Origin of the sequence: Kribbella alba (genome assembly GCF_039529635.1) — a bacterium.
Lineage (GTDB): Bacteria > Actinomycetota > Actinomycetes > Propionibacteriales > Kribbellaceae > Kribbella > Kribbella alba.
Map to the genome: position 1 here is coordinate 153353 of NZ_BAAANE010000004.1, position 25797 is coordinate 179149.

Here is a 25797-nt window from a genome sequence, read left to right on the forward strand (position 1 = left end):
GGCCTGCGCCGTCTACCTCTCTGTGAGCGATCGATGAGTGATAGCAACGACGACCTGGAGGGCTGGCAGGTCGTCCTCCTGCTGGTCTTCTTCTGCGCGGTCGGCGGCGGGCTGTATCTGATCGGCTGGCTGACGCGGCCGAGCTTTCTGTGGGATGCGCCGCTGCTCTGTGCAGCGATCGCAGGAGCGGCCTGCTACCCGGCGCGTTTTCTGGTTGAGCGGTTCTCGTGGTGGAAGAGGTTGGAGGAGCGCCGCGAAGGACGGCACTTGCGCCGCGAGAGGGCTTCTTCGGATCGCGGGCGACGCCGATGGTCGGTGATTGCGCGGGTTCTGCGGATCGTCGTCGGCGTACCGATCAGCCTCGGGTCACTCGCGATTCTGCCGCTCGGTATCTCGGCCGGCCACGAGAACGAGAACCTCGTCAAGAACGGACCGATCCAGCAGGCCGTGGTGGTATCGGTCGAGGAAGACAAGTGGTCGAAGTACGACGACGTGACCGTCATGGTAGCCCGCCCGGGCGACGGCAAGCCGATCGAACTGGACGGCGGAAACGACCTCGACCCAAGACCGAAGAAGGGCGATCACCTCGACGTAGTGGTCGACCCCAAGGACCCGAGCACCATCATCTCAGCCACCCTCGACTGGTCCACCCCTTGGTGGGCCTACCCGCTAGCGCTCATCATCACAGCGATCCTCTTCGCCATAGGCGTCGCAATCGCATTCGCCTGACCTCATCAGGGGTGAGCGGTGCCGCCGGGCCGCTTCAGGCGACCTGAACTGGCGCGCCTCGGCGGACTATCCGCGGTATCCGGCCGTCGTCGTCATCGATCTCGCGGACGCGAGTTCGATCTGCCTACCCGCGTAGCTTGGCGGTCCGATGCCCCTGGAGGGACAGGGGCCCGTGGGCATTGGTGTCGTCCGAGGATGAGCTGGGGACGGGCTTGGCGCTGCCATGAAGGTCCGATGCGATCTTCACCGCCGATTCCGGTCACAGCGCGCGACGCTGTGGCTCTCGAATGTGACAGGTGTGCTCCGAAATTGCAGGTTGATGCAATTTGATGGCTGCCGACCGTATGCAGTTGGTAGGTTACGCGGCGCCACTGGAGGGGTCGGGGGGCCCCAGCGCGCGGCTGACGATGCAGGAAATCATTAGGGGTAGCACGCCGAGACCCGATCCAGGCGGAGTTCCAGGTGGACTCCGTTGGGATACGCCCGGCGCATTAGGCAGCAAGCCGGGTACTTGGGAACTTGTCATTGACACGAGGACAAATACTGTTCTCCACTACAATTTTGTTACGAGGTAGCCGGATGCATCTCTCCAATTATCCTGGCCAAGCCTTGAAAGGCGTGCTCATGTATTCGGAGGAGGAATATAGCTTCCGCTTCAATGTAGATTCGGTCGCTGAACTTGCAGCTCGGGTAGGTGGCACTGGTCAGTCCAGCGTGTCGATAGGCACGCTCCAGCTGGAGGTCGCCTCGGGCAGCGGTGTCGTGCTGTACGCATGGGGACTTCACCCTCGGACGCAATGGAAGAATGGAAATGTCTCCGCGCCCGAGGCGAAGCCTGGCGTTGTTCGACTCGATGCGAATTTTGACGCGGGTGTCTCTATTTCACGTGCTCCAGTCGGCGGCTGGACGACCGTTTTCGATCCAACGACCGGCTGGATTCGAGTAGCGGAGGATGAAAGCCAGGATGATGACCTGACAGTAGAAGTCGCGAGCGGGGTCGTTCTGGGGGAACGGCGAGGCAAATTGTGTTCAATCTGGCTGCATCCGTTGATTGACTGAATGGCTTGATAGTGGAGCCGTAGTGGCACCGCTACGTCACGACGGTTGACGTGGTGGCCGACCCGCAACTGCAGTGCGCCCACGTTGCCGTCATCGTTGTCGTCAGGTCCGTCCATCATGGACGGTGATCGTGATGAGCGACTGGTGCGGGTGGCGGGGCTGTCTGCTTTTCGTGTGCCAGTCTGGTGCGAGGGCCGTAGCGATTGCGCGCGGGCCCGCCCCGCCGGGCAGCGGCCTAGCCTTGATCTCGTGAAGAAAGTTGAATCAACTGGGCTCCCGGTCACGGTATGTGGTCGGGGCCGATGGGCTCAGTCACCTCGTCAGGTGTTCCACGTCAGCCACCTCCGCCGCTGCCCGCGTCGGGTTGGGCCATCAGCCGACCCGCGAGCTCGGCCTTCACGGTGATCACCGTGAGCGAGTGCCCCAAGATGACTCTTCACGATCGAGGGTGTAGTTGTGGTCTGAAGCCGCCGGTTGCGAGTAGTGATCTGGCGATGTAGTTGGTGAGGTTGCGGAAGCCGGGTGCTGAGCCGCGGTGGTCACGGTCGAGGAAGACAAGTGGTCCAAGTACGACGACGTGGTAGTCAAGGTGGCCCGTCCGTCCGACGGCAAGGCGATCGAGCTGGACGGCGGCAACGACCTGCGCCCGCGCCCGAGGGAGGGCGACCGGATCGACGTGGTGGTAGACCCGCAGGACCCGGCCATCATCATCGCCGCAACGGTGGACTGGTCGACGCCATGGTGGGGATACCTGCTCGGAGCCATCATCACCGTCATCATCTTCGGCATCGGCCTCGCCATACTGCTGCCCTGAGCCCGGTTTCCCCTGACGACAGCTCAGTCGTCCGAGCTCAAGCGGGGGTTGTTGCCCTTAGCAAGAGTTGTTCGCTGATACGGGTCGCCCGGGCCAGGTTGAAGGCCGCGAGACGTGCGCAGGCCGCCTCGATGGCGGCTCTCTGGGACTCGTAGTAGCCGTACCAGTACGGATCGTCCGGCTGGGGGTCGCCCTGGTCGTCGAGGTCGGCGTACCACTCGCAGCCGGCCCGGAACACGCGTGCGTGCAGGTGGATCTCGGTTCCCAAGTCGTTCATCGCCCGGATCCCGTTGAGTAGGAAATCGTGCGTTGCCCGCTTCTGTGATTGGACACTTCCATGATGGAACCGGGCGGCTCGGAAACCAGCTGCGACACGCCTTTCTACTGAACGAGCACGGTGATTCGCTGGGCGCTGTTGTTAGCGAAGCCGCCGCGGTTCCACGGGGCTTCGACCGGCTGCACGCGACCACTCTCGTCGTACGCGCGGACCGTCAGCACGTGCTCACCCGGGCCGGCATCCCAGTCGTACTCGAACGAACGCCAGGCAAGGTCATCGTTGCTCCCGGCATCGAGTTTCGCGTCCTGCCAGGTGGCTCCGGCGTCGACGCTGACCTCGACCCGCTCGATCGGCGCCCAGCCGGACCAGGCGCGGCCGCGCAGGGTGATGGTGCCTGCGGCAACGAACCGGTGCCGGCTCATGAAGTCGGGGCTCCCCGGTGGGATCAGCAGGGCACGCGGCTCGATGCGGGTGACCGGCTCGCCGGCGTCGTGGGCCTCGGTGCGGAACCGGTAGGCGACGGCGTTCTGGTAGCCGGTGAACTCGTGGTCGATCACTTCGATCGAGCGCAGCCACTTGACGCTGGCCATGCCATACCAACCCGGGACCACGAGCCGCAGCGGATACCCGTGCTGCGGCGGCAGCGGATGGCCGTTCATCTCCCACGCGATCAGCGCGCCGCTGTCGATGGCCTCCGCGACGCTCAAGCCGCGCTGGTAGTCCTGCTCGACCCCGCGCTCGTAGCCGTGGTCCGCGCCGGTGAACACCACATCCACGGCGTCCTCACGCAACACGGCCGCCTGTAGAAGATCGGCGAGCGGTACGCCGGTCCATTCCGCGGTGCCGACAGCTTCCGTCAACCAGGGCTGGCTGATCGGCCGCGGGTGGAGGTTCGCGCGTCCGTTGCCGGCGCATTCCAGCGTCACCCGCACGGTCTGCCGGCCCATCGCCCGCAGCTCGGTCTGGCCGAACGACAGAGGTTGCTCCACGCAACCGTCAACCGTGAGCCGCCAGTTCGACGCGCTCGTCATCGGGATGTCGTAGTGCACCAGAACGTAGTGCAAGCCCGGCGGCGTCAGGTCGTAGCGCAGCGCCTCCAGTGGCATCCCGTGGTTCCGAGCCGCCAGTTGCAGCTCATCGCCCGTGATCCCTTCCCCGACATCCGCCAACCGCCCCTTGGTACTGAATTGCTCCACCGACATGTCGGCACCCCTTTCCACCCCGGCCGCCAGCCTATGTGGACCGCGCGGCAGGTGCCAGTCAAAGCCAGCCGCTGTCCAGGGAGATTCGCACCGCCTCGGCGCGGGTCCGGGCGCCGGTCTTGCCGATCGCAGCGGAGAGATGGTTGCGCACGGTCCCCTCCGACAGGTGGAGCTCCCGGGCGGTCAGCGGGCTCCTACCGGCGACGAGCGTCTCCGCGGCCAGGGACGGGTCGACCACCCGCAGTCCCTGGTGGACCCGGCGGACGGCGTCGGCCAGCTGCGCCGCGGGGGTGTCCTTCACGACGAATCCCGCAGCTCCGGCCTCCATCGCGCGGCGCAGGTAGCCCGGCCGGCCGAAAGTGCTCACCACCAGTACCCGAACTCCCGGTACTGCGGTTCGCAGCGCGGCGGTTCGAGCGTCACGACCGACCCATGACATTCGTCAGATGTCGGGAGCCTCGGACCGCGGTGTGCGGGTGATCGCGATGGAGGCGCCGACCACGCACGCCATGCCGACAAGCTGGATGATCCCCAGGCGCTGGCTCAGGATCAGGAAGCCGGCGGTTGCGCCGACGGCCGGTTCGAGGCTCATCAGGATGCCGAACACGGCCGGACTCATCCGCCGGAGCGCGAGGGTCTCCAGCGAGTAGGGGAGCACGGACGAGAGCACCGCGATGGCGAGACCGAGCGTGAGCGAATGCCAGTGGAGGAGCTCGCTGCCCGCGGAAATGAACCCGAACGGCGCGGTGACAAGCGTGCTGACGACCATCGCCAGCGCGAGGCCGTCGAGCTGGGCGAACCGGCGACCGGTCTCGGCGCTGAGCAGGATGTAGCAGGCCCAGAGCACACCCGCCAACGCCGCGAAGCCCACGCCGAGCCAGTTGACCGCCGACAGTTCGCGCCCGTTCACCAGTACTACGCCGAGCGCGGCCGCCCCGACGGCGAATACGTCACGGCGCCGCCGCGACATGGCGGCGGCGAGGCCGAGCGGACCGATGAACTCGATCGTGACGGCGACACCGAGCGGCAGGCGTTCGAGCGAGAGGTAGAAGGAGAGGTTCATCATCCCGAGGACGATGCCGAAGGCAACCACCGAGAGCAGGTCGCGCGGGTGGCGCTTGCGCAGCGACGGTCGGGCGATCAGGAGCAGGATCGGGACCGCGAGCGCGAGCCGGAGCGAAACGGTGCCGACGGCCCCCAAGTCCCGGATCAGCTTGGCGGCCAGCGCCCCACCGAACTGCACCGACACAACCCCGCCCAGGACCAGGGCAGTCGGAGGAAGTCGCGGCGCACGCACAGGTCGATCACATCACGAGGCCCGGCGCCTACGACCAACTGCCCAGGGGGCGGACCACCGCCCCTCGGAAGCTCAGCGGCCGCGATCAAAGCGGACCGCCAGCACTCACCAAGCGCGGGCGGCGGGGCAGGTCGAGCGGTTCCTGAGCGTGGAAGGGGGCTTGGGCGGGGGCGCGGGTGCTCGAAGGTGAGTGTTGGCGGTCCGGTGGGGGCTAGTCCTGGAGGGTGTGGAGGCCTTGCCAGAGGATCCTTTGCAGGGTTTCGGCGATTTTGGCGGGGCTGGGAGCGTTGTCGTTGCGGCTTCGCCAGATCGCGAGGCGTTCGGTGGCGCCGGAGATCGACTGGGCGACGATCTGGATCTCCTCCTCGTCCGTCTCGCGGTTCGGCGGCAGGTTGAGGCGGACCATCGTCGCGATCAGTTCGACGAAGTCGGCGCGTACCTCGTCGGCCGCCTGGGCCGCGGGGCCGGCGGCGAGCATGCCCTCGTCGACGATCACGGACCACGCCCGCGGGTGCTCGTCGAGGAACTCGAACCACGCGACGAACCCGGCATACATCGCCTGCTCGGCGTCGGCCGCGGTGAGCACCGCGTCGGACACGGCGTCCAGGAGTTGGGCGCGGAGGCGGGACAGGCAGGCGAGGAACAAGCCGTCCTTGGAGCCGTAGTACTGGTAGATCAGCGGTTTCGAGACGCCGACCTGGGCGGCGATGTCGTCCATCGACGTGCCCTGGTAGCCGCGGTCGCCGAAGATCCGCTCGGCCGCGTCCAGGATCTCCCGCTCCCGCGCCGCCCGGTCCCGCCGCCGCTTGACCGGTACGGCGGGCTCAGTGGTGGAGGTCACTTGCGCAGTTTAACTGACTCCCAGTAACTTACTGCGAGTAAGTTCACCCGACCCGCCCCCGGAGGTCCCGATGGCAGCCGTGCAGGACGAAGCTCAGTCGCAGCGAGACGCCGTGCACCACCGGATCGTCGTGGTCGGCACCGGGTTCGCCGGGATCGGGATGGCCGTCCGGCTGAAGCAGGCCGGGTACCACGACTTCGTAGTCCTGGAGCGGGCACAGGATGTCGGTGGGACCTGGCGCGACAACACGTATCCGGGGTGCCGGTGTGACGTGCCGTCACACCTGTACTCCTTCTCGTTCGCGCCGAATCCCGACTGGTCGAGCACGTTCTCGCCGCAGCCGGAGATCGAGGCGTACCTGCGGAAGGTGACCGACGGGTTCCGGGTCCGGCCGCACGTCAGGTTCGGGCACTCCGTCGAGTCCGCGCACTGGGAGGGCGACCAGTGGCGGATTCACACCAGCCAGGATGACTTCACTGCCGACCTGCTGCTCTCGGGGATGGGCCCGCTGGCCGAGCCGTCGTACCCGAAACTGCAGGGGATCGAGTCCTTCGAGGGTGACGTCTTCCACTCGGCGCAGTGGAACCACGGGCTCGACCTGAGTGGCCGCAAGGTCGCGGTGATCGGCACCGGGGCTTCGGCGATCCAGTTCGTGCCGGCGATCCAGCCGGAGGTCGAGGAGTTGCACCTGTTCCAGCGGACGCCGCCGTGGGTGATGCCGCGGCCGGATCGCAGGATCAGCAAGGTCGAGAAGGCCGTCTATCGGCGTTTCCCCCTGGCGCAAAAGGCGGTTCGGGCCGGGATCTACTGGGGGCGGGAGTCGCTCGTGCTCGGGTTCGCCAAGTTGCCCGCGATCATGAAGCAGGCACAGAAGATCGCCGAGAAGCACCTCGCGCAGCAGGTCCGCAATCCCGAGCTGCGCACCAAGCTGACGCCGGACTTCACCCTTGGCTGCAAGCGGGTGCTGATCTCCGACGACTACTACCCGGCGATCGCGCAGCCCAACGTCGAGGTGGTCACGGACGCGATCCTGGAGGTAACCCCGACCGGGATCGTCACCGAGGACGGCGTCAAGCACGAGGTCGACACGATCATCTACGGCACCGGTTTCCGGGTCACCGATCTGCCGGTGATGGACCTGGTGCACGGACGCGACGGCAAGAGCCTGCGCGAGGCCTGGGCCGACGGGATGGAGGCGCACCTCGGTACCGCGGTCGCAGGTTTCCCGAACTTCTTCCTGCTGATCGGCCCGAACACCGGGCTCGGTCACAGCTCGATGGTCTTCATGATCGAGTCGCAGATCGCCTACATCCTGGACGCGATCAAGACGATGGACGCCGACGGCCTAGCGGAGGTTGAGGTCCGCCCCGAGGTGCAGCGGGCCTTCGTCGACGGCGTCCGTACCTCGATGCGCAACACCATCTGGACCCGCGGCGGCTGCACCAGCTGGTATCTCGACTCCGAGGGCCGCAACACCACCCTCTGGCCGTCGTTCACCTTCCGTTTCCGTCAGCTGACCAGGCGCTTCGACAGCACGCAGTACTTGACGCGCTGAGTCCGGCTTGGCGAGCTGTGATTGACGCTCGCTATGTGACATCGAGCGTGTTACATTCGATTGGTCATATACCGATCGGAGGGTTCGTGGCGCTCTTGATTCCGCTGCATGGCATCGGGGGACGCGGGGATCTGCCGGTTCCGGTGTGGCTGGCGGTCTACTCGGCGGCTGCCGCCGTGGCGGTGTCGTTCTTCGCGCTCGCGGCGTTCTGGTCGCGACCACGGTTCGAGGCAGCCGCCGGGACGCCGCTCGCGGGCTTGTCCAAGATCGTCGACGCACGGCCAGTCCGGTGGCTGCTCAAAACTGTGGGCTTGGTGGCACTCGCGTCGTTGCTCGGCGCCGCGTGGTTCGGCAGCAGTTCCCCCTCGCTGAACCCGGCGCCCACCTGGTTGTACGTCTGGATCTGGGTCGGCATCATCCCGCTGTCGCTGATCTTCGGCCCGATCTGGCGGCTCGCCAACCCGCTCCGCACCCTCGCCGCAGCAATCCCGCGCAGGTCCTACCGCGAACTCCCGCGGAGTATCGCCTGCTGGCCCGCGGTCGCCGCCCTGGCTGCATTCCTTTGGCTGGAGCTGGCCTACCCCGAGGGCTCCGAACCCGTGGTGGTCGCGCTCTTCGTCACGGTCTATACGCTCGTGAACGTTGCCGCCGGCGTCGTCTACGGGCCGCGTTGGTTCACGGTAGGCGACAGCTTCGAGGTGTACGCCGAGGTGCTCGCCAAGCTGAGCCCTGTCGGCCGAGACGAACAACACCAACTGGTACTACGGAACCCGCTCGCAGGGCTGGCCACGATCCCCCAGGAGCCGGGCATCGTCGGATTGCTCTGCCTCCTGCTCGGGTCGACCGCCTTCGACGGCATCAGCAGGTGGTCCGTCTGGATGAGCCTGACCGGGGATCTCGGTCGCACCGGCCACATCGTCGTACACACCGCTGGTCTCTTGGCGGCGGTCGCGGTGGTATCGGCGTTGTTCCTCCTGGCGGCAAGGACAACTGGTTCTGCCAGGACCAGACCGGGTGCCATCGGTCGCGCCGGGCTGCCCGGGGCGTTCGTGCACTCGCTGGTGCCGATCGCGATCGGGTATGCGGTGGCGCACTACTTCTCGTTCGCGATGTTTCAGGGTCAGGAAGGGTTGCTACTGGCAACGGATCCGTTCGGCCGCGGCTGGGATCTGCTCGGGACCAGTGGCACCCGCATCGACTACACGTTCCTGGGTACTGGCCTGATCGCCGCCGTCCAGGTCGGCGCGATCGTGCTCGGACACGTTCTCGGGGTGGTGGCCGCTCACGATCGCGCCGCTCACCTCTTCCGCCGCCGGCAGTTGCGGCGGGCGCAGTACCCGCTGCTCGCCGCGATGGTCGCATTCACAGCCGGCGGCATTGCGTTGGTGACAGCCTCGTGATCGCCCTGCATCTGGGTGGGATCCCTGAGCTGGCCATGTTCCTCGGACCGATCCTGCTGATCATCGCCTTCCTCCGCATCGCCCGCCGCAACGACGCATCCGCCCCCGACGACGAGGACGACTGGAACGCCGACCTGGGAGACCTGCCGGATCAGCCGGTCGAGGGAAGGGTGGCGGGGTCCAGGCCTAGTTCTTCGTAGGCGGCGATCTCGATCTCCCGGCCCATCGCCTCGCGGAAGGCGGCGACCAGGGCCTGGCCGGCCAGCGGGATGATGTTCTCCAGGGTGCGCTGGATCTCGGGCCAGCCGTCCGCGGGCAGGCCGGCATCGGCGAACTGACGCCACACCGTGCTGCGGAAGAGTTCGACGTAGATCTTGGCGACCGCGTCGGCCTGGGTGAACAGCTTCGGCAGCATCTCGAAGATCGCGTCCAGCGGTACGCCGAGCTTGATCACCTCGAGGCCGGTGCGGAGCAGGTCCGGGTTCGGGATGCGGAGCTTGCCGTCGTCCTGGCGTTCGGCGATGCCCAGCTCGACCAGCTTGGCGATCGTGGCTTCGTTGTGCGGGATCCCGGCACGCTCGGACAGTTGCTGCTCGGTGATGACCTCGGGCTCGGTCTGCGTCCACGGGCTGACCAGGGTTTCGAACACGCCGAGTGCGAGGGCGCCGTCCGGGAGTTCACTCATCATCCGCTCGACCGCAGCGAGCGTGTAGCCCTTGTCGAGCAGTTCGCGGACCAGGGTGAGGCGGGCCACGTGGTCGGCGCCGTAATAGCCGGTGCGGCCGACCAGGCGGGGTGGCGGGATCAACCCGCGGCCGGCGTACGCGCGGACGTTGCGCACGGTCATGCCCACCTTCGCGGCGAGTTGATCAACCGTGAACTCTTCGGTCGCGGCGTCGGCCGTCATCTGTCCTCCCACCCTTGACAGTGTTCCAGACTACACGTTACATAGCCTATGTAACATCGTTCATGGCGTATGCTGGGCGATGCCACCAACCGAGGGAGAGCCGAATGACCGTCCCGCTGGCGGCGTCGACCGGAACCGCGTCCTTCGACCAGATCGCGATCGTGACCGGTCTGGTCTCGCTGATGTACCTCGCACTCGCCGTGCTGCTGTGGCGCGAACGTACCGGCCGGGCAACGCTGGTAGGTCGGCTCGCGGACACCGTCGGGCGACTCGATGGAGTCCCTCGATGGGCCGCACTGACGCCGTACCTGCACGCCGTCTCGCTGCTCGCCTGCGCCTTCGGGGTCTGGTGGGACATCGCCGTGCACATCGACCGCGGCCGCGACACCGGCCCGTTCGGGACTCCCGCGCACTACCCGATCTTCTTCGGCATCCTCGGCGTGATCATCTCCGGCGTGCTGCCGATCGCGCTCGCGCGGAAGCCGCTGCCGGCCCGGACGATCAGGCTGACCAAGGGCTGGCGGATTCCGTGCAGCGCCGCGCTGGTCACGGTCTGCGGCACGTTCGCGCTCGTGGGCTTTCCGATGGACGACATGTGGCACCGGCTGTTCGGCGAGGACGTCACCCTCTGGGGACCGACGCATCTGCTGATGATCGGCGGTGTGGTGTTTTCGATCTTCGCGCGACTGCTGGCGTCCGCTGAGGTCGAGCAACTGGTCGGGATCAACGTGCGCCGGCGGTTCCAGGAGATCGTGTGCGTCGGCGCGCTGCTGATCGCATGGGACCTGTTCAGCACCGAGTTCAACTACGGCGTGCCGCAGTTCCCGCTGATCCTGCAGCCGATCCTGATCGCCTTCGGGGCTGCGCTCGCTTTCGCCGTACTGCGGGCCCGCCGCGGCCCGGGGACTACCCTCGGCGCGCTGGCGGTCTACCTGATCATCAGGGGTTCGATCGCCTGGGCGGTGGACAAGCCGCTCGGGGAGATCCTCGGGCACTTCCCGCTGCTGATCGTGGAGGCGGTGATCGTCGAGGTCGTTGCCCTTGCCCTCGGCAACAAGAACCGCTTCCGGCTGGGGGCGGTGGCCGGTGCGCTGATCGGCACCGTCGGCGTGCTGGCCGAATACGCCTGGAGCCAGGTGTGGATGCCGATCCCTTGGCCTTCGTCGATGATCCCCTCGGCTCTTGGCTTCGGCGTTGTCGCCGGCACCGGTGCGGGATTGGCGGGGGCCTGGCTTGCCACCCGGTACGCCGAGGTCGCGGGCGAAGTACGAGACGCCCCGCCGGTACGCCGTACCCATCAGCTCGGCGCGATCGGACTGGTCGCAGTACTGGCGGCTCTGTTCTTCTGTGTGCCCCGGTCGGCTGATCCGGGGGTCAGTGCGACGGTCTCGTTGGACCGGGTGGCGACGGGGTCCGAGCCGACGGCGTACGTGACGGTGAAGCTGCGGCCGGCGGATGCGGCAGAGGGAGCGCGTTGGTTCGAGGCGATGGCCTGGCAGGGTGGCGGGCTGACGACCCACCGGATGCAGAAGGTTGCCGATGGCACCTATCGGTCTGCTCAGCCGCTGCCGATGTATGGCAGGTGGAAGTCGATGATCCGGCTGCACCAGGGTCAGCGGGACATGGTGGCCAGCTGGGTCTACGCGCCGGAGGACCTCGCTATCGAGAAGCCCGCGATCCAGGTGTCGGACGGGCAGACGGTCGAGTTCATCAGCGAGCAGCAGGTGCTGCGCCGGGAGGAGCGGACCGACGTGCCGCGGTGGATGTGGAACGGCGGCTACGGGCTGCTCGCCGTGGTCGGGTCGCTCGAGATCGTCGGGATCGCCTGGTTGGTCGGAAGGGGAGCTCGCGGTGGACGCCTGCGCGCCGCGCATCTTCTGACCGAGGAAAACAAGCGTGAACGGGAGACGGCATGACGGGCAGGGCGGGGCTGCGGAAGTCGCGATCTTGGGAGTTGGCCGGGAAGCGTGCGCTGGTCACAGGTGCGGCCGGCGCCTTCGGATCTGCGACGGTCGAGAAGTTGCGGTCCCGGGGCGCCGAAGTGATCGGGCTGGATCTGCAGAAGAGCGACGGCATCATCGAGTGCGACCTGACCCGGCCGGAGCAGATTCCGGCCGCGGTGAGCGAGGCGATCGACAGGCTTGGTGGGCTGGACCTGCTCATCAACAATGCAGGCATCGGCCTCCCGGCGCTCGCAGGAGATGCGCCGGACGCCGTTGCGCGGAAGGTGATCGAGGTCAACCTCTTCGCCGGCTGGGGTGTCACCGCGGCAGCCTTGCCGACACTCCGGGCAGCGCAGGGCCGGGTGATCTTCGTGTCCTCGGGGCTGGCGTATGTGACGCTGCCGCTCGCCGCGTCGTACCTGGTTTCGAAGCGCGCGATCGACACTTACGCGGATGCGCTGCGGATCGAGAACGGCCGGGCGATCGACGTGAGTGTCATCTATCCGGGCTACGTGCCGACGCCGATCCACGACGCCTCTCTGTCGCGCGGGGTCGACCTCGGGCTGTTCCTGCCTTCGGAGACCGTGGCACAAGTCGTTGAGACAATCATGGACGTTGCCGGAGCCGCGCGACCGCCACGGAACCGGGCGTCCACCCGGTCGACCGGGTTCGGCGTTGCCGTGGCGCGGCATCTGCCGTCCGTGGCCGACCGGCTGGTCAGGTTGCGGACGAACCAGCAGCGCCGCAAGGGTGGATTAGGCGAGTGGACAGTCAGACTGGGGAAGATATGACGATTCAGGCCGAACGAGCCGAGGTGACCACGCCGGACGGCGTTCGACTGTATGTGGAGACCACGGGTTCCGCGGACGCGCCGGTGACGGTGTTGCTCGCGCACGGCTGGACCTGCTCGACGCGCAGTTGGCACCACCAACTCTCGGGATTGCCGCAGGTGGTGGGCGAGTCCGCCGTGCGGGTCGTCGCGTATGACCATCGCGGCCACGGACGATCCGACGCGGCCCCGGTCGGAACCACGCGGATCCCGCAGCTCGCCGAGGACCTGGTCGCAGTGCTGGACAACGTCGTCGGGGATGGGCCGGTGGTTTATGCCGGGCACTCGATGGGTGGGATGACCTTGATGGCGCTCGCTGACGAGCGGCCGGACCTGTTCGGCTCCCGGATCGCGGCGGCTGCGTTGGTCAGTACCTCGTCAGGGCAGATCTCGTCCCGGGCGTTCGGATTGCCGGCGCGGTTCGACGGTGCCGCCGCGGTGGTCGCGCCGCGGGCGATGAACCTGGCCGGGTTGCGGATGGAACGCCGCGAGCTTCGGCGAGCCACCCAGAACGCAGTACGGGTGGAACGGGCCGCATGGTTGCGGCGGCCCGCGGTACGGCAGCTGGTGTTCGGCAAGAAGGTGGATCCGGCTGAGGTGGACATCCTGATGGCTGACCTGGCTGCGACGCCGGGGAGGTCGTTCAGCGGGTTCTTCGAGGCGATCAGCCGGCACGATCTCGGGCACGCGCTGCGGGTGCTGGACGGGATCCCGGTCGAGATCATGCACGGCACCCGCGACCGGCTGCTCCCACCACGGCACGGCAACCGGATGGCGCAACTCCTGCCGTCGGCCCGACTCTGGATGTATCCAGGCGCCGGCCACATGCTCATGCAGGAGCGCCCGCGCGACGTGACGCACCGCCTCGCCTCCCTGGTCCGGAAGGTGACTCCCTAAGGTTGCGGGGTGCAGAGGCTTCTTTCGGATCTGGTGGTTGTCGATCTCACCCGGGCGCTCGCGGGGCCGCAGGCGGCGATGATGCTGGGGGATCTCGGCGCGCGGGTGATCAAGGTGGAGTCGCCCGCCGGGGGTGACGACAGCCGTGGCTGGGGACCGCCCTTCGTGGGACCCGAGGACGCGCGGGAGTCGACCTACTTCCTGTCGGCCAACCGGAACAAGGAGTCCGTCACCGCCGACCTCAAATCTGCCGAGGGCAAGGAGTTCCTGACCAAGCTGGTCCAGCGGGCGGACGTGCTCGTGGAGAACTTCCGGCCGGGTGTGCTCGACCGGCTCGGGTTCTCGGTAGCGAGGCTGCACGAACTCAACCCGGGGCTGGTGATCCTCTCGATCACCGGTTTCGGGCACGACGGGCCGGACGGCGGGCGCGCGGGGTACGACCAGATCGCGCAGGGCGAAGGCGGCCTGATGAGCATCACCGGAGCCGTCGAACCCACCAAGACCGGGGTCCCGATCGCCGATCTCCTGGCCGGCATGTACGGCGCTTACGGCGCGCTCGCTGCGCTCCACGAACGGAGCATCACCGGCAAGGGACGGGTGGTTCGCACGAGCCTGCTGGCCTCGGTTGTCGGCGTGCACGCATTCCACGGGACGAAGTGGACCGTCGCGGGCGAGCTCCCTGAGCGGGTGGGGAACCACCACGCGCAGATCGCGCCGTACGGGATGTACAAGACGCAGGACGACAGCATCCAGGTGGCGGTCGGGAGCGAGGGACAGTGGCGGGTGTTCGCGCCGGTCGTCGGGCTGGACCCGGACGACGAGCGGTTCGCGGTCAACGCCGAACGGGTTGCGCATCGCGATGAGCTGACCGCGGCGATCGAGGAGGCGTTCGCGGCCGAACCGGCGGACGTGTGGTTGGAGCGACTGGCTGTTGCCGGGATCCCGGCCGGCAAGGTCCGCGACTTCCAGCAGGTCTACGAGTGGGAGCAGACGCTCTCGCAGGGTCTGCTGATCGACGTGGACCATCCCACGCTCGGCCGGATCCAGCTCCCCGGTCCGCCGCTCCGCTTCGACGACCAGGCCTACGCCGGCGCCCGGGAGACCAACCTGCCGCCCCCGCGACTCGGAGAACACAACGAGTCGGTCCGCGCCTGGCTGGACGAAGACCCGGAGTAGTCCGGACCGCCAACACTCATCAAGTAGGCCCTCGGGCGTCGGCGCACGCTCGCTGAGCGGCTGGAAGCAGCCGACTCGGCGGGTTGGTGAGTGCTGGCGGTCCGCACCTTTCGACCCAGATCGAAGGGCTGCCGGGCACGCGGCTGGCTGGCCTACCCTCCGAGGGGTTGACGCGTCGCCAGGCAGAGGTCTAGCGTCCGGGAAATCGATTACTCGCCCGATCGCGGAGGTGTCATGGCCGAGGTCGCTGCCCTGGTCCGGATGTCCGGGATCGGCAAGCGGTACGGCGGCGTCCAGGCCTGCCGGCAGATCGACTTCAGCCTGGGCGCCGGCGAGGTGCACGCGCTGCTCGGCGAGAACGGCGCCGGCAAGAGCACGCTGATGAAGATCCTGTCCGGCGACATCACGGACTACGACGGGCAGATCGAGATCAATGGTTCGCCTGTGCGCTTCGCCGGACCCACGGAGGCGCAGGGCGCGGGGATCGCGATGATCCACCAGGAGCTCGACCTGGTCCCGGGTCTCTCGGTCGCCGACAACATCTTCCTCGGCCGCGAGCTCCGCTCCCGCCGGCGAACCGTCGACCGTCGGAGGATGGAGCGCGAAGCGCGAGCCCTGCTGGAACGCAGTGGCGTTAAGCTCGACCCGCGCCGCCCGGTCGGCGAGCTTCGCGTCGGCGAGCAGCAGCTCGTCACCATCGCGAAGGCGATCTCACTCGACGCGCGGGTGCTGATCATGGACGAGCCGACCTCCGCCTTGACTACTTCCGAGGTCGAGCGCCTCTTCGTGGTGATCCGCGAACTCCGCCGCGGCGGTGTCGGCATCGTCTACATCTCGCACCGGATGGAGGAGATCGCCCAGGTCGCGGATCGCGCCACCGTGCTCCGCAACGGCGAGATCGTGACCAGCTTCGATCCGCGCGCGCTCAGCACGGCCGAGGTCGTCGAGGCGATGGTCGGCCGACCCGTGCAGACCATGTTCACAACCCCCGACGCAGCGACAGGCGACGAGCTGCTCCGGGTCGAGGACCTCGCGCTGCGCGCCCGCCGACCGCGCCCCGGACGCCGTGATCCCGACGGGATCTCCTTGACCGTCCGCGCGGGCGAGATCGTCGGCCTGGCCGGACTCCTCGGCGCCGGCCGCACCGAGCTGGTGGAGACCCTGTACGGCGTGGCGCCCGGCGGCGCGAGATCCGGGCGGATCTTGCTGCAGGGCAAGGAGATCCAGCCGCGGAGTCCGCGGCACGCCCTGAGCCGCGGAATCGGGTTCGTACCGGAAGACCGGCGCGTGTCCGGGTTGGTTCTCTTCCACTCGATCCTGGCGAACACCGTCGTCTCCAGCCTCCCTTCGTACGGGCGGCTGGGCGTGATCGCGCGCCGGCTGGAGCGGACTGCGTCGGTCAAGATGGCGGACCGGTTGAGGCTGAAGTTCGGCCGGCTCCAGGACGAGGTCGGCACGCTGTCCGGTGGGAACCAGCAGAAGGTCGTGTTCGGCCGGATGCTGCTGACCGAGCCGCGGTTGCTCTTGCTTGACGAGCCGACTCGTGGTGTCGACGTCGGCGCCAAGGCGGAGATCTACCGGCTGCTTGGTGAGCTCGCCGGGCAGGGCCTCGGCGTACTGCTGGCGTCGTCCGAGCTGCCGGAACTGGTCGGCGTGTGCGACCGCGTGGTCGTACTGCGGGACGGGCGCGACGTGGCGACCTTCAGTACCGCCGACTCGAGCGAGGGTGATCTGCTCGCCGCCGCGATGGGAGAAGGCGCCGTGTTCGAAGAGGCCGGAGGCACGCAGTGACCGACGTATCGTCCAAGGCTGCCGTCGCGGCGGCACCCGCGCAAAGTTCGGCCGGGGTGGTCGCGACGCTGTTCCGGTTCCAGAGCGTGTTCGGGCTGCTCGCGGTGTTCCTGGCCGCGATCATCTTCTCGCCGCGGCGTAACGGCGAGATCCTGTTCGTCAGCGCCGACAACCTGGCGAACGTGGTCCGCGCGGTGTCCGAGATCGGCATCATCGCGGTCGGGATGACCTTCGTGATTCTGATCGGCGGGATCGACCTGTCCGTCGGGGCCGTGCTCGGGCTGGCCGCGGTCGGTTCGGCCGTGCTCATGGTCGAGAGCGACTGGGGGTTCCTGCCGTCCGTCGTGCTGGTGCTGCTGATCGGCCTGGTCTTCGGCGCGCTGCAGGGGATGGCGACCGCGATGATCGGGATCCAGTCGTTCATCGTGACGCTGGCCGGGTTGCAGATAGCGCGCGGTCTGGCACGGATCTGGTCGGACGGCCAGGGCGTGGCGATTGCCTATGGCAACGGCCCGCACGAGGCGCCGGACTCCTTCGCGATCCTGGGCGAGCGAACCTTCGGCGGGCTGGTCCCGATCCCCGTGCTGATCTTCGCGGTGGTCGCGATCGCAGCCGTGATCTTCCTGCGCGTCAGTGCCTTCTCCAGACACCTGTACGCCGTGGGCGGCAACGAGAAGGCGGCTCGCCTGTCGGGTGTGCCGGTGGTCCGGGTGAAGATCGCGGTGTTCGCGATCTGTGGCTTGCTCGCGTCGCTGGCCGGCATCGTGCACGCGGTTCAGCTGAACCAGGGCAGCCCGAACGACGGCATCGGCTACGAGTTGGACGCGATCGCCGCGGTCGTGATCGGGGGTACCAGCCTGGCCGGCGGGCGGGGCTCCGTCGCGGGCACGGTGGCCGGCGCGCTGCTGCTCGGCGTACTGAACAACATCCTTGCCCTGAACAACATCGACTCCAACATCCAGCTCCTGATCAAGGGACTCGTGATCGTTGCCGCGGCCGCGCTGCAACGGCTCAGGCCCGCTTCCTGAGGAAAGGTTTGTCATGCGCCTTCAAAAGCCACTGCTCGCCGCGGCCGTCGCCGCTGTGGTACTCGCCGGCTGTGGAACCACCAATGAGAGAACCTCCGACCAGCCGCAGGCCCAGGGTTCCAAGGACTGCAAGGGGGCCGACGGGAGGTACACGATCGGGATGAGCCAGGCCAATGTGGCCGAGCCGTACCGGCAGCGGATGGACGACGACATCAAGGCGGCGGCCAAGGACGTGCCGCAGTTCGACGTGAAGTTCGCCGACGCGGCGCAGGACAACGCCAAGCAGGTCGCGGATGTGGACAACTACATCACCCAGCAGATCGACCTGCTGATCATCAGCCCGAACGAGGCCAAGCCGCTGACCGCGGTGGTCAAGAAGGCCTACGACAAGGGCATCCCGGTGATCGTGCTGGACCGCAAGGTCGAGGGTGACGCCTACACCGGGTTCATCGGCGGCGACAACGTCGAGATCGGCACCGAGGCCGGCAAGTATGTGGCCGAGAAGGTGCTCCCGAACGGCGGCAACGTGGTCGAGATCAAGGGCCTGGCCGGCGCCACCCCGCAGGCCGAGCGCAACCAGGGCTTCGCGGCCGGGATCAAGCCGAACCCGAAGATCAAGGTCGTCGCGACGGCCAGCGGCGACTGGCTGCGGGAGAAGGGGCAGGCGCAGATGGACGCGCTGCTGAAGGCGAACCCGAAGATCGACGTGGTGTACGCGCACAACGACCCGATGGCCGAGGGTGCGTACCTGGCGGCGAAGGCGGTCGGCCGGGAGAAGGAGATGAAGTTCATCGGCATCGACGCGCTGCCGATCCCGTCCGGCGGCATCAAGGCGGTCGAGCAGGGCCGGCTGACGGCGACCTTCACCTATCCGACCAACGGCAAGGAAGCGATCGCCGCGGCCAAGAAGATCCTGGTCGACTGCGGCACGATCGAGCGCACCCAGACCCTGCCCACCCGTCTGATCGACAAGTCCAACGCCGCTTCCATCTACGCCGCGGAGAACCCCACCGGCTGAGGCCCCCTTCCGCTTGCGTCCGAAGGAGCGGAGGTCCTGCCCCGCGCCTCTTCGGACGCAAGGGTGGGGTGATCAGCCGGGGTGGGAGGAGCCGCGTTCGATCAGGCGGGCCCCGAGAGTCGTGGTGGTCGGTGGCCGGGTGCTGTCGGCGATCCTTGCCAACAGCAACCGTGCCGCCACCGCCCCGATCTCGTACGCCGGCTGGGCGACCACCGAGAGCGGGGGATCCACCAGCTCAGCCCAGGGCGCGTCGTCGAACGCCACCAGCCCGACCTCCTTGCCCGGCCGGATCCCGTGCTCCTGCAGGGCCTGCAGCACGCCGACCGCCATCGCGCTGTTCGCGACGAGCAACGCGTCGGGTGGTTCGGCCTGGGTGAGGAGCTCCTGCGCCGCGCGGTGCGCCCCGGCCGCCTTGTACTCCGTTCGCCGTACCAGCTTGGTGGTACTGCGGAGTTTCGCGGCCCTGAGGGCATCGCGGTATCCGGCGAGCCTGTCGTCCGCAGTACGGACTCCGACTGGTCCCGTGATGCAGCCGATCCGCTCGTAACCCTGCGCGATGAGGTGAGCCGTGGCCTGTTTCGCGGCGAGTCTCGTGTCGACCAGAACGACGTCGCTGTCCTGGTGGGGCAGCGGGCGGTCCACCGCGACGAAGGCCGTGCCGCGAGCCGCCAGCTTCTCGACGGAGGACGTCGTGCCGGTCGGGGAGAGGATGACGCCCGCGACCCGTTCCTGGATCGCGACGTCGATGTAGCGGCTCTCCTTCTCGGCGTTCTCGTCGGAGTTGCACAGCACCACGGAGTAGCCGACCTCGTGCGCGACGTCCTCGACGCCGCGGGCGATCGCGGTGAAGAACGGGTTCTCCACGTCGGAGATGATCAGGGCGACGACGGCCGCCTCCTGGCGGCGCAGGTTCCGGGCCGGGCCGTTCGGCTGGTAGCCGAGCTCCTCGGCGGCGCGTTGCACCCGCGCGACCAGGTCCCGGTCGACGGTGGACTTGCCGTTCAGGGCTCTCGAAACAGTGGCCGTCGAGACCCCGGCCCGGGCCGCGACATCGCTGATCCTTGCCATCACACCTCCCAGGGCCACACCCTAGCTGTCGAGTAAAGGATTACCCAGCGACTGACGGTGCACGCAATGTACGGAACCTCTGGCCGGTTCGGACGGCATGAGAAGATCGCGGGCGTGACTGCCTTGCCGAGCGTTTCCTACTCCATCACCGTCCGCCTCGAGGTGCCTGCGGGCGGCTCGACGGTGAGCAAACTGACGACCGCGGTCGAGCAGGCCGGCGGCCTCGTCACCGCGCTCGACGTGACCGCCTCCGGGCACGAGCGGCTGCGGATCGACGTGACCTGCGCGGCCGCCGACACCGAGCACGCCGGCCGGCTGGTCGAGGCGATGCGGGCAGTGCCCGGCGTCGAGATCGGCCGCGTCTCCGACCGGACCTTCCTGATGCACCTCGGCGGCAAGATCTCGATGGAGACCAAGCACCCGATCCGCAACCGTGACGACCTGTCGATGATCTACACACCAGGCGTTGCGCGGGTCTGCCTGGCCATCGCGGCCAACCCCGAGGACGCCCGACGCCTGACCATCAAGCGCAACAGCGTCGCCGTGGTGACCGACGGATCGGCAGTCCTCGGGCTGGGCAACATCGGTCCGAAGGCGGCGCTGCCGGTGATGGAGGGCAAGGCCGCACTCTTCAAGCGGTTCGCCGGGATCGACGCCTGGCCGCTGTGCCTCGACACCCAGGACCCGGACGCGATCGTGGACATCGTCAAGGCCATCGCACCCGGGTTCGCCGGCATCAACCTGGAGGACATCTCTGCGCCGCGCTGCTTCGAGATCGAGGCCCGGCTGCGGGAGGAGCTGGACATCCCCGTCTTCCACGACGACCAGCACGGTACGGCGGTCGTAGTACTGGCGGCACTTCTGAACGCCCTGCGAGTGGTGAGCAAGGACATAAGCGCAGTGCGAGTGGTTCTGTCAGGTGCGGGTGCGGCCGGTACGGCGATCCTGAAGCTGCTGATCGCGGCCGGGGTCAAGGACACGATCGTCGCCGACATCGCCGGGGTCATCCACCTCGAGCGCGACGGGTTGTCGCCGGAGCTGCGCTGGATCGCGGAGAACACCAACGCCGCGAAGTACAGCGGCGACCTCAAGGGTGCGCTGTCCGGGGCCGACGTGTTCATCGGGGTCTCGGCGCCGAACATCCTGAACGGCGACGACATCGCCACCATGAACGAGAACTCGATCGTCTTCGCGCTGGCGAACCCGGACCCCGAGGTCGACCCGGCGGCAGCTCATGAGCACGCCGCGGTGGTCGCGACCGGGCGGAGCGACTTCCCCAACCAGATCAACAACGTGCTGGTCTTCCCCGGGGTGTTCCGCGGCCTGCTGGACGCACAGTCGTCGAAGGTGTCGATCGAGATGGAACTGGCCGCCGCGAGGGCACTGGCCGGCGTGGTCACCGACGACGAACTGAACGCGGACTACATCGTGCCGAGCGTCTTCCACCCGGAGGTGCACACGATGGTCGCGCATGCGGTCCGAGACGCGGCGGGTGGCAAGGCGCCGGCGGCCGAGATGTTCCCGGACGACTCGCCTGCCCTGTAGTGGCACCGTGGCGGGTGCGGTTGTGGCGGGCCGGCTTCGTGCTGGCCTGCCTGATTCACCTGTATGGCCTGTACTCACCGCGGCAGGCCGGGCCTGACACGGGCCTCCCGTACGCCGACAAGGTGGCTCACCTGCTGCTGTTCGGCTCGGTCGCGTGTCTCGGCCTGCGGGTAGGTCTGCCGGCGCGCTGGTTGCTGCCGGTTCTGGCCGCGAACGCTGTGGTCAGCGAACTGGTCCAGCACTTCCTGCTGCCGCATCGCAGCGGTGATCCGTTCGACTCGCTGGCCGATCTGGTCGGGGTCGCGCTGGGCGCTTGGCTCGGCTTCCGGGTCCTGCGGACCAAAAAGGTTGCCGGACACGACATGATGGGTGCATGACGGCCTCGACCCTGACCGGTTCGCTGCTGGTGGCGACCCCGTTGCTCGACGAGCCGCCCTTCCGCCGTTCGGTGATCCTGCTGCTGGATCACGACCAGGACGGCGCACTCGGGGTGGTGGTGAACCGCGCCGCCGACCTGGAGGTCGACAGCGTGCTGTCGGACTGGTCGACGACCGTGAGCGAACCAGGCGTCCTGTTCATGGGTGGCCCGGTCGGCACCGACAGCGCCCTCGCAGTCGCCGAGGTGATCGAGTCCGCCGACCCACCCGGCTGGCGCGAATGCTTCGGCCGGATCGGCCTGATCGACCTCGACGTCCCGCCCGCCCTGCTGGAGGGCGCGATCCAGCGGATGCGCATCTTCGCCGGCTATGCGGGCTGGGGCGGCGGCCAACTGGAAGGCGAGATCACCGAGGGCGCCTGGTACGTCGTACCCTCCGAGCCCGACGACGTCTTCAGCCTCCGGCCCGAAGGCCTCTGGCGCCGGGTCCTCCGCCGCCAACACGACCAGATGGCGTACCTGGCGACCTACCCGGACGACCCCACCCAGAACTGACCCCGCAGGCGGTTATTCGTCGCCGTCGTCGTCGCCCGGGTTGAGCGAGTCCCAGATCTCTTTGCACTCGGGGCAGACCGGGAAACGCTGTGGGTCGCGGCTCGGGACCCAGACCTTGCCGCACAGGGCGACCACCGGGGTGCCCATCACCATCGCCTCGGTGAGCTTGTCCTTCGGCACGTAGTGCGAGAACCGCTCGTGATCGCCCTCGTCCAGCGACGGCTTGGTCCGCTCGTCGATGACCGTCTCTGCGCCGGGGCTCAGCTGAGTACTCATGCCCACGAGTGTAGGTCGACACGCTCGGCAACTCCCGCACTTTCTCCACAGGAGAGATACGGGGCGGGGCATCTGGTGCCTGCCGATCTGACCTTGTGGAAGTTCTCGGGTAACGTTCCTGCACGGCCGACAGTCGACTATCGGGGGAGTACGCCGTCCGTGGATTCGCACGCGCCAGCAACACCAGCCGTGCTTCCTCCGGCCTACCCGGACCGCGCTGCTTGGGGTACTGCGAGCAAGCTGCGGGCGTGGCAGGCGGAGGCGCTCAAGCTCTATCTGGACCAGCAACCGAAGGACTTCCTGGCGGTCGCGACACCGGGCGCGGGGAAGACCACCTTCGCGCTGACCGTGGCTTCCGAGTTGCTGCAGCGGCGGCTGATCGAACGGATCACGGTGGTCACGCCGACCGAGCACCTCAAGGTCCAGTGGGCCGATGCCGCCGACCGGGCCGGCATCGCGATCGACCCTGCCTTCGCCGGCCGCAGAGGCCGGACGAACAAGGACTTCCAGGGCGTAGCGGTGACCTATGCGGGGGTCGCGGTGAACCCGCTGGCCTTCCGGGTCCGGACCGAGAGGTTCCGGACGTTGGTGATCCTGGACGAGGTGCACCACGGTGGTGACGCGCTCAGCTGGGGCGAAGGCGTCCGCGAGGCCTTCGAGCCGGCCACGCGTCGCCTGGCGCTGACCGGGACGCCGTTCCGCAGCGACGACAACCCGATCCCTTTCGTCACCTACGAGTACGGCCACGACGGGGTCGCCCGGAGCAAGGCGGACTACACCTACGGCTACGGTCACGCGCTGCGCGACCACGTCGTACGGCCGGTCATCTTCATGTCGTACTCCGGGGAGATGCGGTGGCGGACCAAGGCCGGAGACGAGGTCGCTGCCCGACTCGGTGAACCGCTGACGAAGGACCTGACCGCACAAGCCCTGCGGACTGCGCTGGACCCGACAGGCGAGTGGATGCCGGCTGTCCTGTCGGCCGCGGACAAACGGCTGACCGAGGTACGGCGGCACATGCCGGACGCGGGTGGTCTCGTCATCTCAGGTGACCAGAACACCGCCCGCGCCTATGCCAAGGTGCTGCGCGAGCTGACCGGCGAGGCGCCGACCGTCGTGCTGTCGGACGAGAAGGCGGCGAGCAAGAAGATCGCCGCGTTCTCCGAGGGTGAGCAGCGCTGGATGGTCGCCGTCCGGATGGTCAGCGAGGGGGTCGACATACCGCGGCTCGCGGTCGGGGTCTACGCGACGCCGACCTCGACGCCGCTGTTCTTCGCACAGGCGGTCGGGCGGTTCGTCCGGGCCCGCAAGCGCGGCGAGACCGCCTCGGTGTTCGTCCCGTCGGTGACCCGGTTGCTCAGCTTCGCCGCGGAGATGGAGGTCGAGCGCGACCACGTCCTCGGCCGGAAGAACAGCAACGATGACGGCGACATCTTCGCCCTCGAGGACGACCTGCTCAAGAAGGCGAACCAGGCCGAGGGGGCCAGCGACGACCTGGACGCGAAGTTCGAGGCGCTCGGCTCGGACGCCAGCTTCGACCGGGTGGTGTTCGACGGCGGCGACTACGGCACCGGCGGCGACCTCGGCTCGGATGAGGAGCTCGACTTCCTGGGCCTTCCCGGCCTGCTCGAACCGGATCAGGTCAGGGAACTGCTCCGCAAGCGCCAGGCCAAGTCGCTCGCGGCCCAGAAGCGTTCGCAGCGGGGCACGGCGACCAGGGGCGACGACCCGACCCCGGTCGAGCTCGCCACCCACGAGCAGGTCTCCCTGCTCCGCCGCGAGCTGAACGGCCTCGTCGCCGCCTGGCACCACCGGACCGGCCAGCCGCACGGCGTCATCCACAACGACCTCCGCCGCAAACTGGGCGGCCCGGCCGCGGCCCACGCCTCCTCCACCCAACTCCGCGAACGGATCGAGCTCATCCGGGACTGGGCCACCCAACGCCGCGCTTAGCCGGTCGTGACATAGGTTCTGCCTTGTGGCCCGCCTGCTGACTGACATCCGCCCGTTGAGGGAGTCGGCGGACTTCCGGCGGCTCTGGATCGGGTCGACGGTCTCGCAACTCGGGCAGCAGATGACCGCGGTCACTGTGTCGATTCAGGTGTACGCGTTGTCGCACTCCACCTTCGCGGTCGGGCTGGTCGGGCTGTCCTCGCTGGTCCCGCTGATCGTCTTCGGCCTGTACGGCGGGGCGATGGCTGATGCCGTCGACCGTCGCACCCTCGCGCTCGTGTCGTCCATCGGGCTCTGGTTGCTCTCGATGCTGCTCGTCGTCCAGTCGGAGCTGCACTGGAACCGCGTCTGGCTCCTGTACGCCGTGGTCGCCGTGCAGTCAGCGTGTTTCGCCGTGAACAACCCGGCGCGTTCAGCGATCATCCCGCGGCTCATCCGCCCGGAGTTGTTACCGGCTGCGAACACCCTCAGCCAGGCCGCCTTCAACCTCGGCTTCACCGCCGGCCCGCTGCTGGGTGCGGCCGTCATCGCCTGGCAGGGGTTCGGCGCGGCCTACCTGATCGACGTGATCACCTTCACCGCTGCGCTGTACGCGTTGTTCCGCCTGCCGCCGGTTCCCCCGACCGGCCTGGTACGACGGGCCGGGCTCAGATCGGTCCTCGAAGGATTCACCTTCCTCAGAGCGGCACCGGCCCTGCTCGCCACCTTCGTCGCCGACATCCTGGCCATGGTCTTCGCGCAACCCCGCGCGCTCTTCCCCGCGGTGGCCGGCGCCTTCTTCGGGGGCGGCGTACGAACCGTCGGTCTGTTGCAGGCGGCCCCTGCCATCGGCGCGCTGATCGGCGTTCTGTTCTCCGGCTGGGTCAGCCGGGTCCGGCGTCAGGGTGTGGCGATCGTTGCAGCGATCACCGTGTACGCCGCGGCGGTCGGATTGTTCGGGTTGTCCCGCACGATCTGGCTGGGAGTCGCCTTGCTCGCGCTGTCGGGCGCCGCGGACATGGTGAGTTCGGCGTACCGCAACACAGTGCTGCAGTCGGCGGCCCCGGACGCGATGCGCGGGCGGCTGCAGGGCGTCTTCATCGTGGTGGTCGCAGGTGGTCCGAGGCTCGGAGACTTCGTGGCGGGGACGACCGCGTCGCTCACCACGCCGACCATCGCACTGCTCGGGGGCGCGACTGTCTGCATCGTCGGCCTGCTGATCCTGCTCGCGTCGAACAAGCCGTTCCGCCGCTACGACTCCGCGGTCCGCGCGCTTCGGTAG

General features: G+C 68.0%; 25 protein-coding genes and 1 pseudogene. 18 read left to right on the forward strand and 8 right to left on the reverse strand.

The features are described from left to right. Positions 1-33 precede the first annotated feature (33 nt). The 3 genes from ABD210_RS07395 to ABD210_RS07405 all read left to right on the forward strand — a co-directional run bounded on the left by ABD210_RS07395 (position 34) and on the right by ABD210_RS07405 (position 2602). Entirely contained in the window at positions 34-729 is a 696-nt protein-coding gene (locus ABD210_RS07395) for a DUF3592 domain-containing protein (protein WP_344110140.1), read from the forward strand. A 579-nt stretch (positions 730-1308) separates the two neighbouring features. After that, positions 1309-1788, forward strand: coding sequence for a hypothetical protein (locus tag ABD210_RS07400; protein ID WP_344110142.1), 480 nt, complete (start codon positions 1309-1311; stop codon positions 1786-1788). Positions 1789-2323: 535 nt separating this feature from the next. Next, positions 2324-2602: a DUF3592 domain-containing protein gene (locus ABD210_RS07405; RefSeq protein WP_425552640.1), complete on the forward strand. Its 279-nt coding sequence runs from the start codon at positions 2324-2326 to the stop codon at positions 2600-2602. 37 nt (positions 2603-2639) lie between these two features. Here ABD210_RS07405 and ABD210_RS07410 read toward each other — a convergent pair whose 3' ends face one another. From ABD210_RS07410 to ABD210_RS07430, 5 genes and pseudogenes are all read right to left on the reverse strand, one after another. After that, positions 2640-2879: a hypothetical protein gene (locus tag ABD210_RS07410; RefSeq protein WP_344110144.1), complete on the reverse strand. Its 240-nt coding sequence runs from the start codon at positions 2877-2879 to the stop codon at positions 2640-2642. A gap of 104 nt (positions 2880-2983) precedes the next feature. Beyond that, positions 2984-4081, reverse strand: coding sequence for a sulfite oxidase (locus tag ABD210_RS07415; protein ID WP_344110146.1), 1098 nt, complete (start codon positions 4079-4081; stop codon positions 2984-2986). A gap of 58 nt (positions 4082-4139) precedes the next feature. Next, positions 4140-4490: pseudogene (locus ABD210_RS07420) on the reverse strand (response regulator); the annotation flags it as partial. Positions 4491-4523: 33 nt separating this feature from the next. Continuing rightward, a complete protein-coding gene (locus ABD210_RS07425) occupies positions 4524-5324 on the reverse strand; it encodes an EamA family transporter (RefSeq protein ID WP_344110148.1) in 801 nt (266 codons plus the stop codon). A gap of 265 nt (positions 5325-5589) precedes the next feature. Further along, a complete protein-coding gene (locus ABD210_RS07430) occupies positions 5590-6219 on the reverse strand; it encodes a TetR/AcrR family transcriptional regulator (protein WP_344110150.1) in 630 nt (209 codons plus the stop codon). Between the two features lie 70 nt (positions 6220-6289). Between ABD210_RS07430 and ABD210_RS07435 the strand changes: the two genes are divergently transcribed. The 3 genes from ABD210_RS07435 (at position 6290) to ABD210_RS07445 (ending at position 9374) form a co-directional block, all read left to right on the forward strand. After that, on the forward strand, positions 6290-7774 hold the full coding sequence (locus ABD210_RS07435; RefSeq protein ID WP_344110152.1) for a flavin-containing monooxygenase: 1485 nt from the start codon (positions 6290-6292) through the stop codon (positions 7772-7774). Between the two features lie 86 nt (positions 7775-7860). Further along, positions 7861-9174, forward strand: a complete 1314-nt coding sequence (locus ABD210_RS07440; RefSeq protein WP_344110154.1) for a hypothetical protein — start codon at positions 7861-7863, stop codon at positions 9172-9174. Continuing rightward, a complete protein-coding gene (locus ABD210_RS07445) occupies positions 9171-9374 on the forward strand; it encodes a hypothetical protein (RefSeq protein ID WP_344110156.1) in 204 nt (67 codons plus the stop codon). Before ABD210_RS07440 ends, ABD210_RS07445 begins: the two co-directional genes overlap by 4 nt. Here the strand turns inward: ABD210_RS07445 and ABD210_RS07450 are convergent. Continuing rightward, positions 9326-10081, reverse strand: a complete 756-nt coding sequence (locus tag ABD210_RS07450) for a MerR family transcriptional regulator (protein ID WP_344110158.1) — start codon at positions 10079-10081, stop codon at positions 9326-9328. The two genes, ABD210_RS07445 and ABD210_RS07450, sit on opposite strands and share 49 nt — an antisense overlap. 104 nt (positions 10082-10185) lie before the next feature. On the opposite strand from ABD210_RS07450, the gene ABD210_RS07455 reads away from it, so the two are divergent. From ABD210_RS07455 to ABD210_RS07485, 7 genes are all read left to right on the forward strand, one after another. Continuing rightward, complete coding sequence (locus ABD210_RS07455; protein WP_344110160.1) at positions 10186-11997, forward strand: hypothetical protein; 1812 nt, start codon at positions 10186-10188, stop codon at positions 11995-11997. Next, positions 11994-12815, forward strand: a complete 822-nt coding sequence (locus ABD210_RS07460; RefSeq protein WP_344110162.1) for an SDR family NAD(P)-dependent oxidoreductase — start codon at positions 11994-11996, stop codon at positions 12813-12815. The genes ABD210_RS07455 and ABD210_RS07460 overlap by 4 nt, the downstream gene beginning before the upstream one ends. Beyond that, entirely contained in the window at positions 12812-13750 is a 939-nt protein-coding gene (locus tag ABD210_RS07465) for an alpha/beta fold hydrolase (protein ID WP_344110164.1), read from the forward strand. The genes ABD210_RS07460 and ABD210_RS07465 overlap by 4 nt, the downstream gene beginning before the upstream one ends. 9 nt (positions 13751-13759) lie before the next feature. Beyond that, positions 13760-14926: a CaiB/BaiF CoA transferase family protein gene (locus ABD210_RS07470; protein WP_344110166.1), complete on the forward strand. Its 1167-nt coding sequence runs from the start codon at positions 13760-13762 to the stop codon at positions 14924-14926. A gap of 234 nt (positions 14927-15160) precedes the next feature. Then, positions 15161-16717, forward strand: a complete 1557-nt coding sequence (locus ABD210_RS07475) for a sugar ABC transporter ATP-binding protein (protein WP_344110168.1) — start codon at positions 15161-15163, stop codon at positions 16715-16717. Further along, entirely contained in the window at positions 16714-17745 is a 1032-nt protein-coding gene (locus ABD210_RS07480; protein WP_344110170.1) for an ABC transporter permease, read from the forward strand. The genes ABD210_RS07475 and ABD210_RS07480 overlap by 4 nt, the downstream gene beginning before the upstream one ends. A 13-nt stretch (positions 17746-17758) precedes the next feature. Next, complete coding sequence (locus ABD210_RS07485) at positions 17759-18763, forward strand: substrate-binding domain-containing protein (RefSeq protein WP_344110172.1); 1005 nt, start codon at positions 17759-17761, stop codon at positions 18761-18763. Positions 18764-18835: 72 nt separating this feature from the next. Here the strand turns inward: ABD210_RS07485 and ABD210_RS07490 are convergent, their stop codons facing one another. Further along, positions 18836-19831 carry a LacI family DNA-binding transcriptional regulator gene (locus ABD210_RS07490; RefSeq protein WP_344110174.1) on the reverse strand — a complete coding sequence of 332 codons (996 nt, stop codon included), beginning with the start codon at positions 19829-19831 and terminating at the stop codon, positions 18836-18838. 114 nt (positions 19832-19945) lie between these two features. On the opposite strand from ABD210_RS07490, the gene ABD210_RS07495 reads away from it, so the two are divergent. The 3 genes from ABD210_RS07495 to ABD210_RS07505 are packed head-to-tail and all read left to right on the forward strand — an operon-like array spanning position 19946 to position 22307. Next, positions 19946-21376, forward strand: a complete 1431-nt coding sequence (locus ABD210_RS07495) for an NAD-dependent malic enzyme (RefSeq protein ID WP_344112013.1) — start codon at positions 19946-19948, stop codon at positions 21374-21376. After that, on the forward strand, positions 21376-21753 hold the full coding sequence (locus ABD210_RS07500; RefSeq protein ID WP_344110176.1) for a VanZ family protein: 378 nt from the start codon (positions 21376-21378) through the stop codon (positions 21751-21753). Before ABD210_RS07495 ends, ABD210_RS07500 begins: the two co-directional genes overlap by 1 nt. After that, positions 21750-22307 (forward strand): YqgE/AlgH family protein, encoded by a 558-nt coding sequence (locus ABD210_RS07505; RefSeq protein ID WP_344110178.1) that lies wholly within the window; start codon positions 21750-21752, stop codon positions 22305-22307. Before ABD210_RS07500 ends, ABD210_RS07505 begins: the two co-directional genes overlap by 4 nt. 12 nt (positions 22308-22319) lie before the next feature. Here ABD210_RS07505 and ABD210_RS07510 read toward each other — a convergent pair whose 3' ends face one another. Beyond that, positions 22320-22583, reverse strand: a complete 264-nt coding sequence (locus ABD210_RS07510; protein WP_344110180.1) for a DUF3039 domain-containing protein — start codon at positions 22581-22583, stop codon at positions 22320-22322. Positions 22584-22742: 159 nt separating this feature from the next. On the opposite strand from ABD210_RS07510, the gene ABD210_RS07515 reads away from it, so the two are divergent. Both ABD210_RS07515 and ABD210_RS07520 read left to right on the forward strand, forming a co-directional pair. Beyond that, positions 22743-24536, forward strand: coding sequence for a DEAD/DEAH box helicase (locus tag ABD210_RS07515; RefSeq protein WP_425552642.1), 1794 nt, complete (start codon positions 22743-22745; stop codon positions 24534-24536). Positions 24537-24561: 25 nt separating this feature from the next. After that, a complete protein-coding gene (locus tag ABD210_RS07520) occupies positions 24562-25797 on the forward strand; it encodes an MFS transporter (RefSeq protein ID WP_344110182.1) in 1236 nt (411 codons plus the stop codon).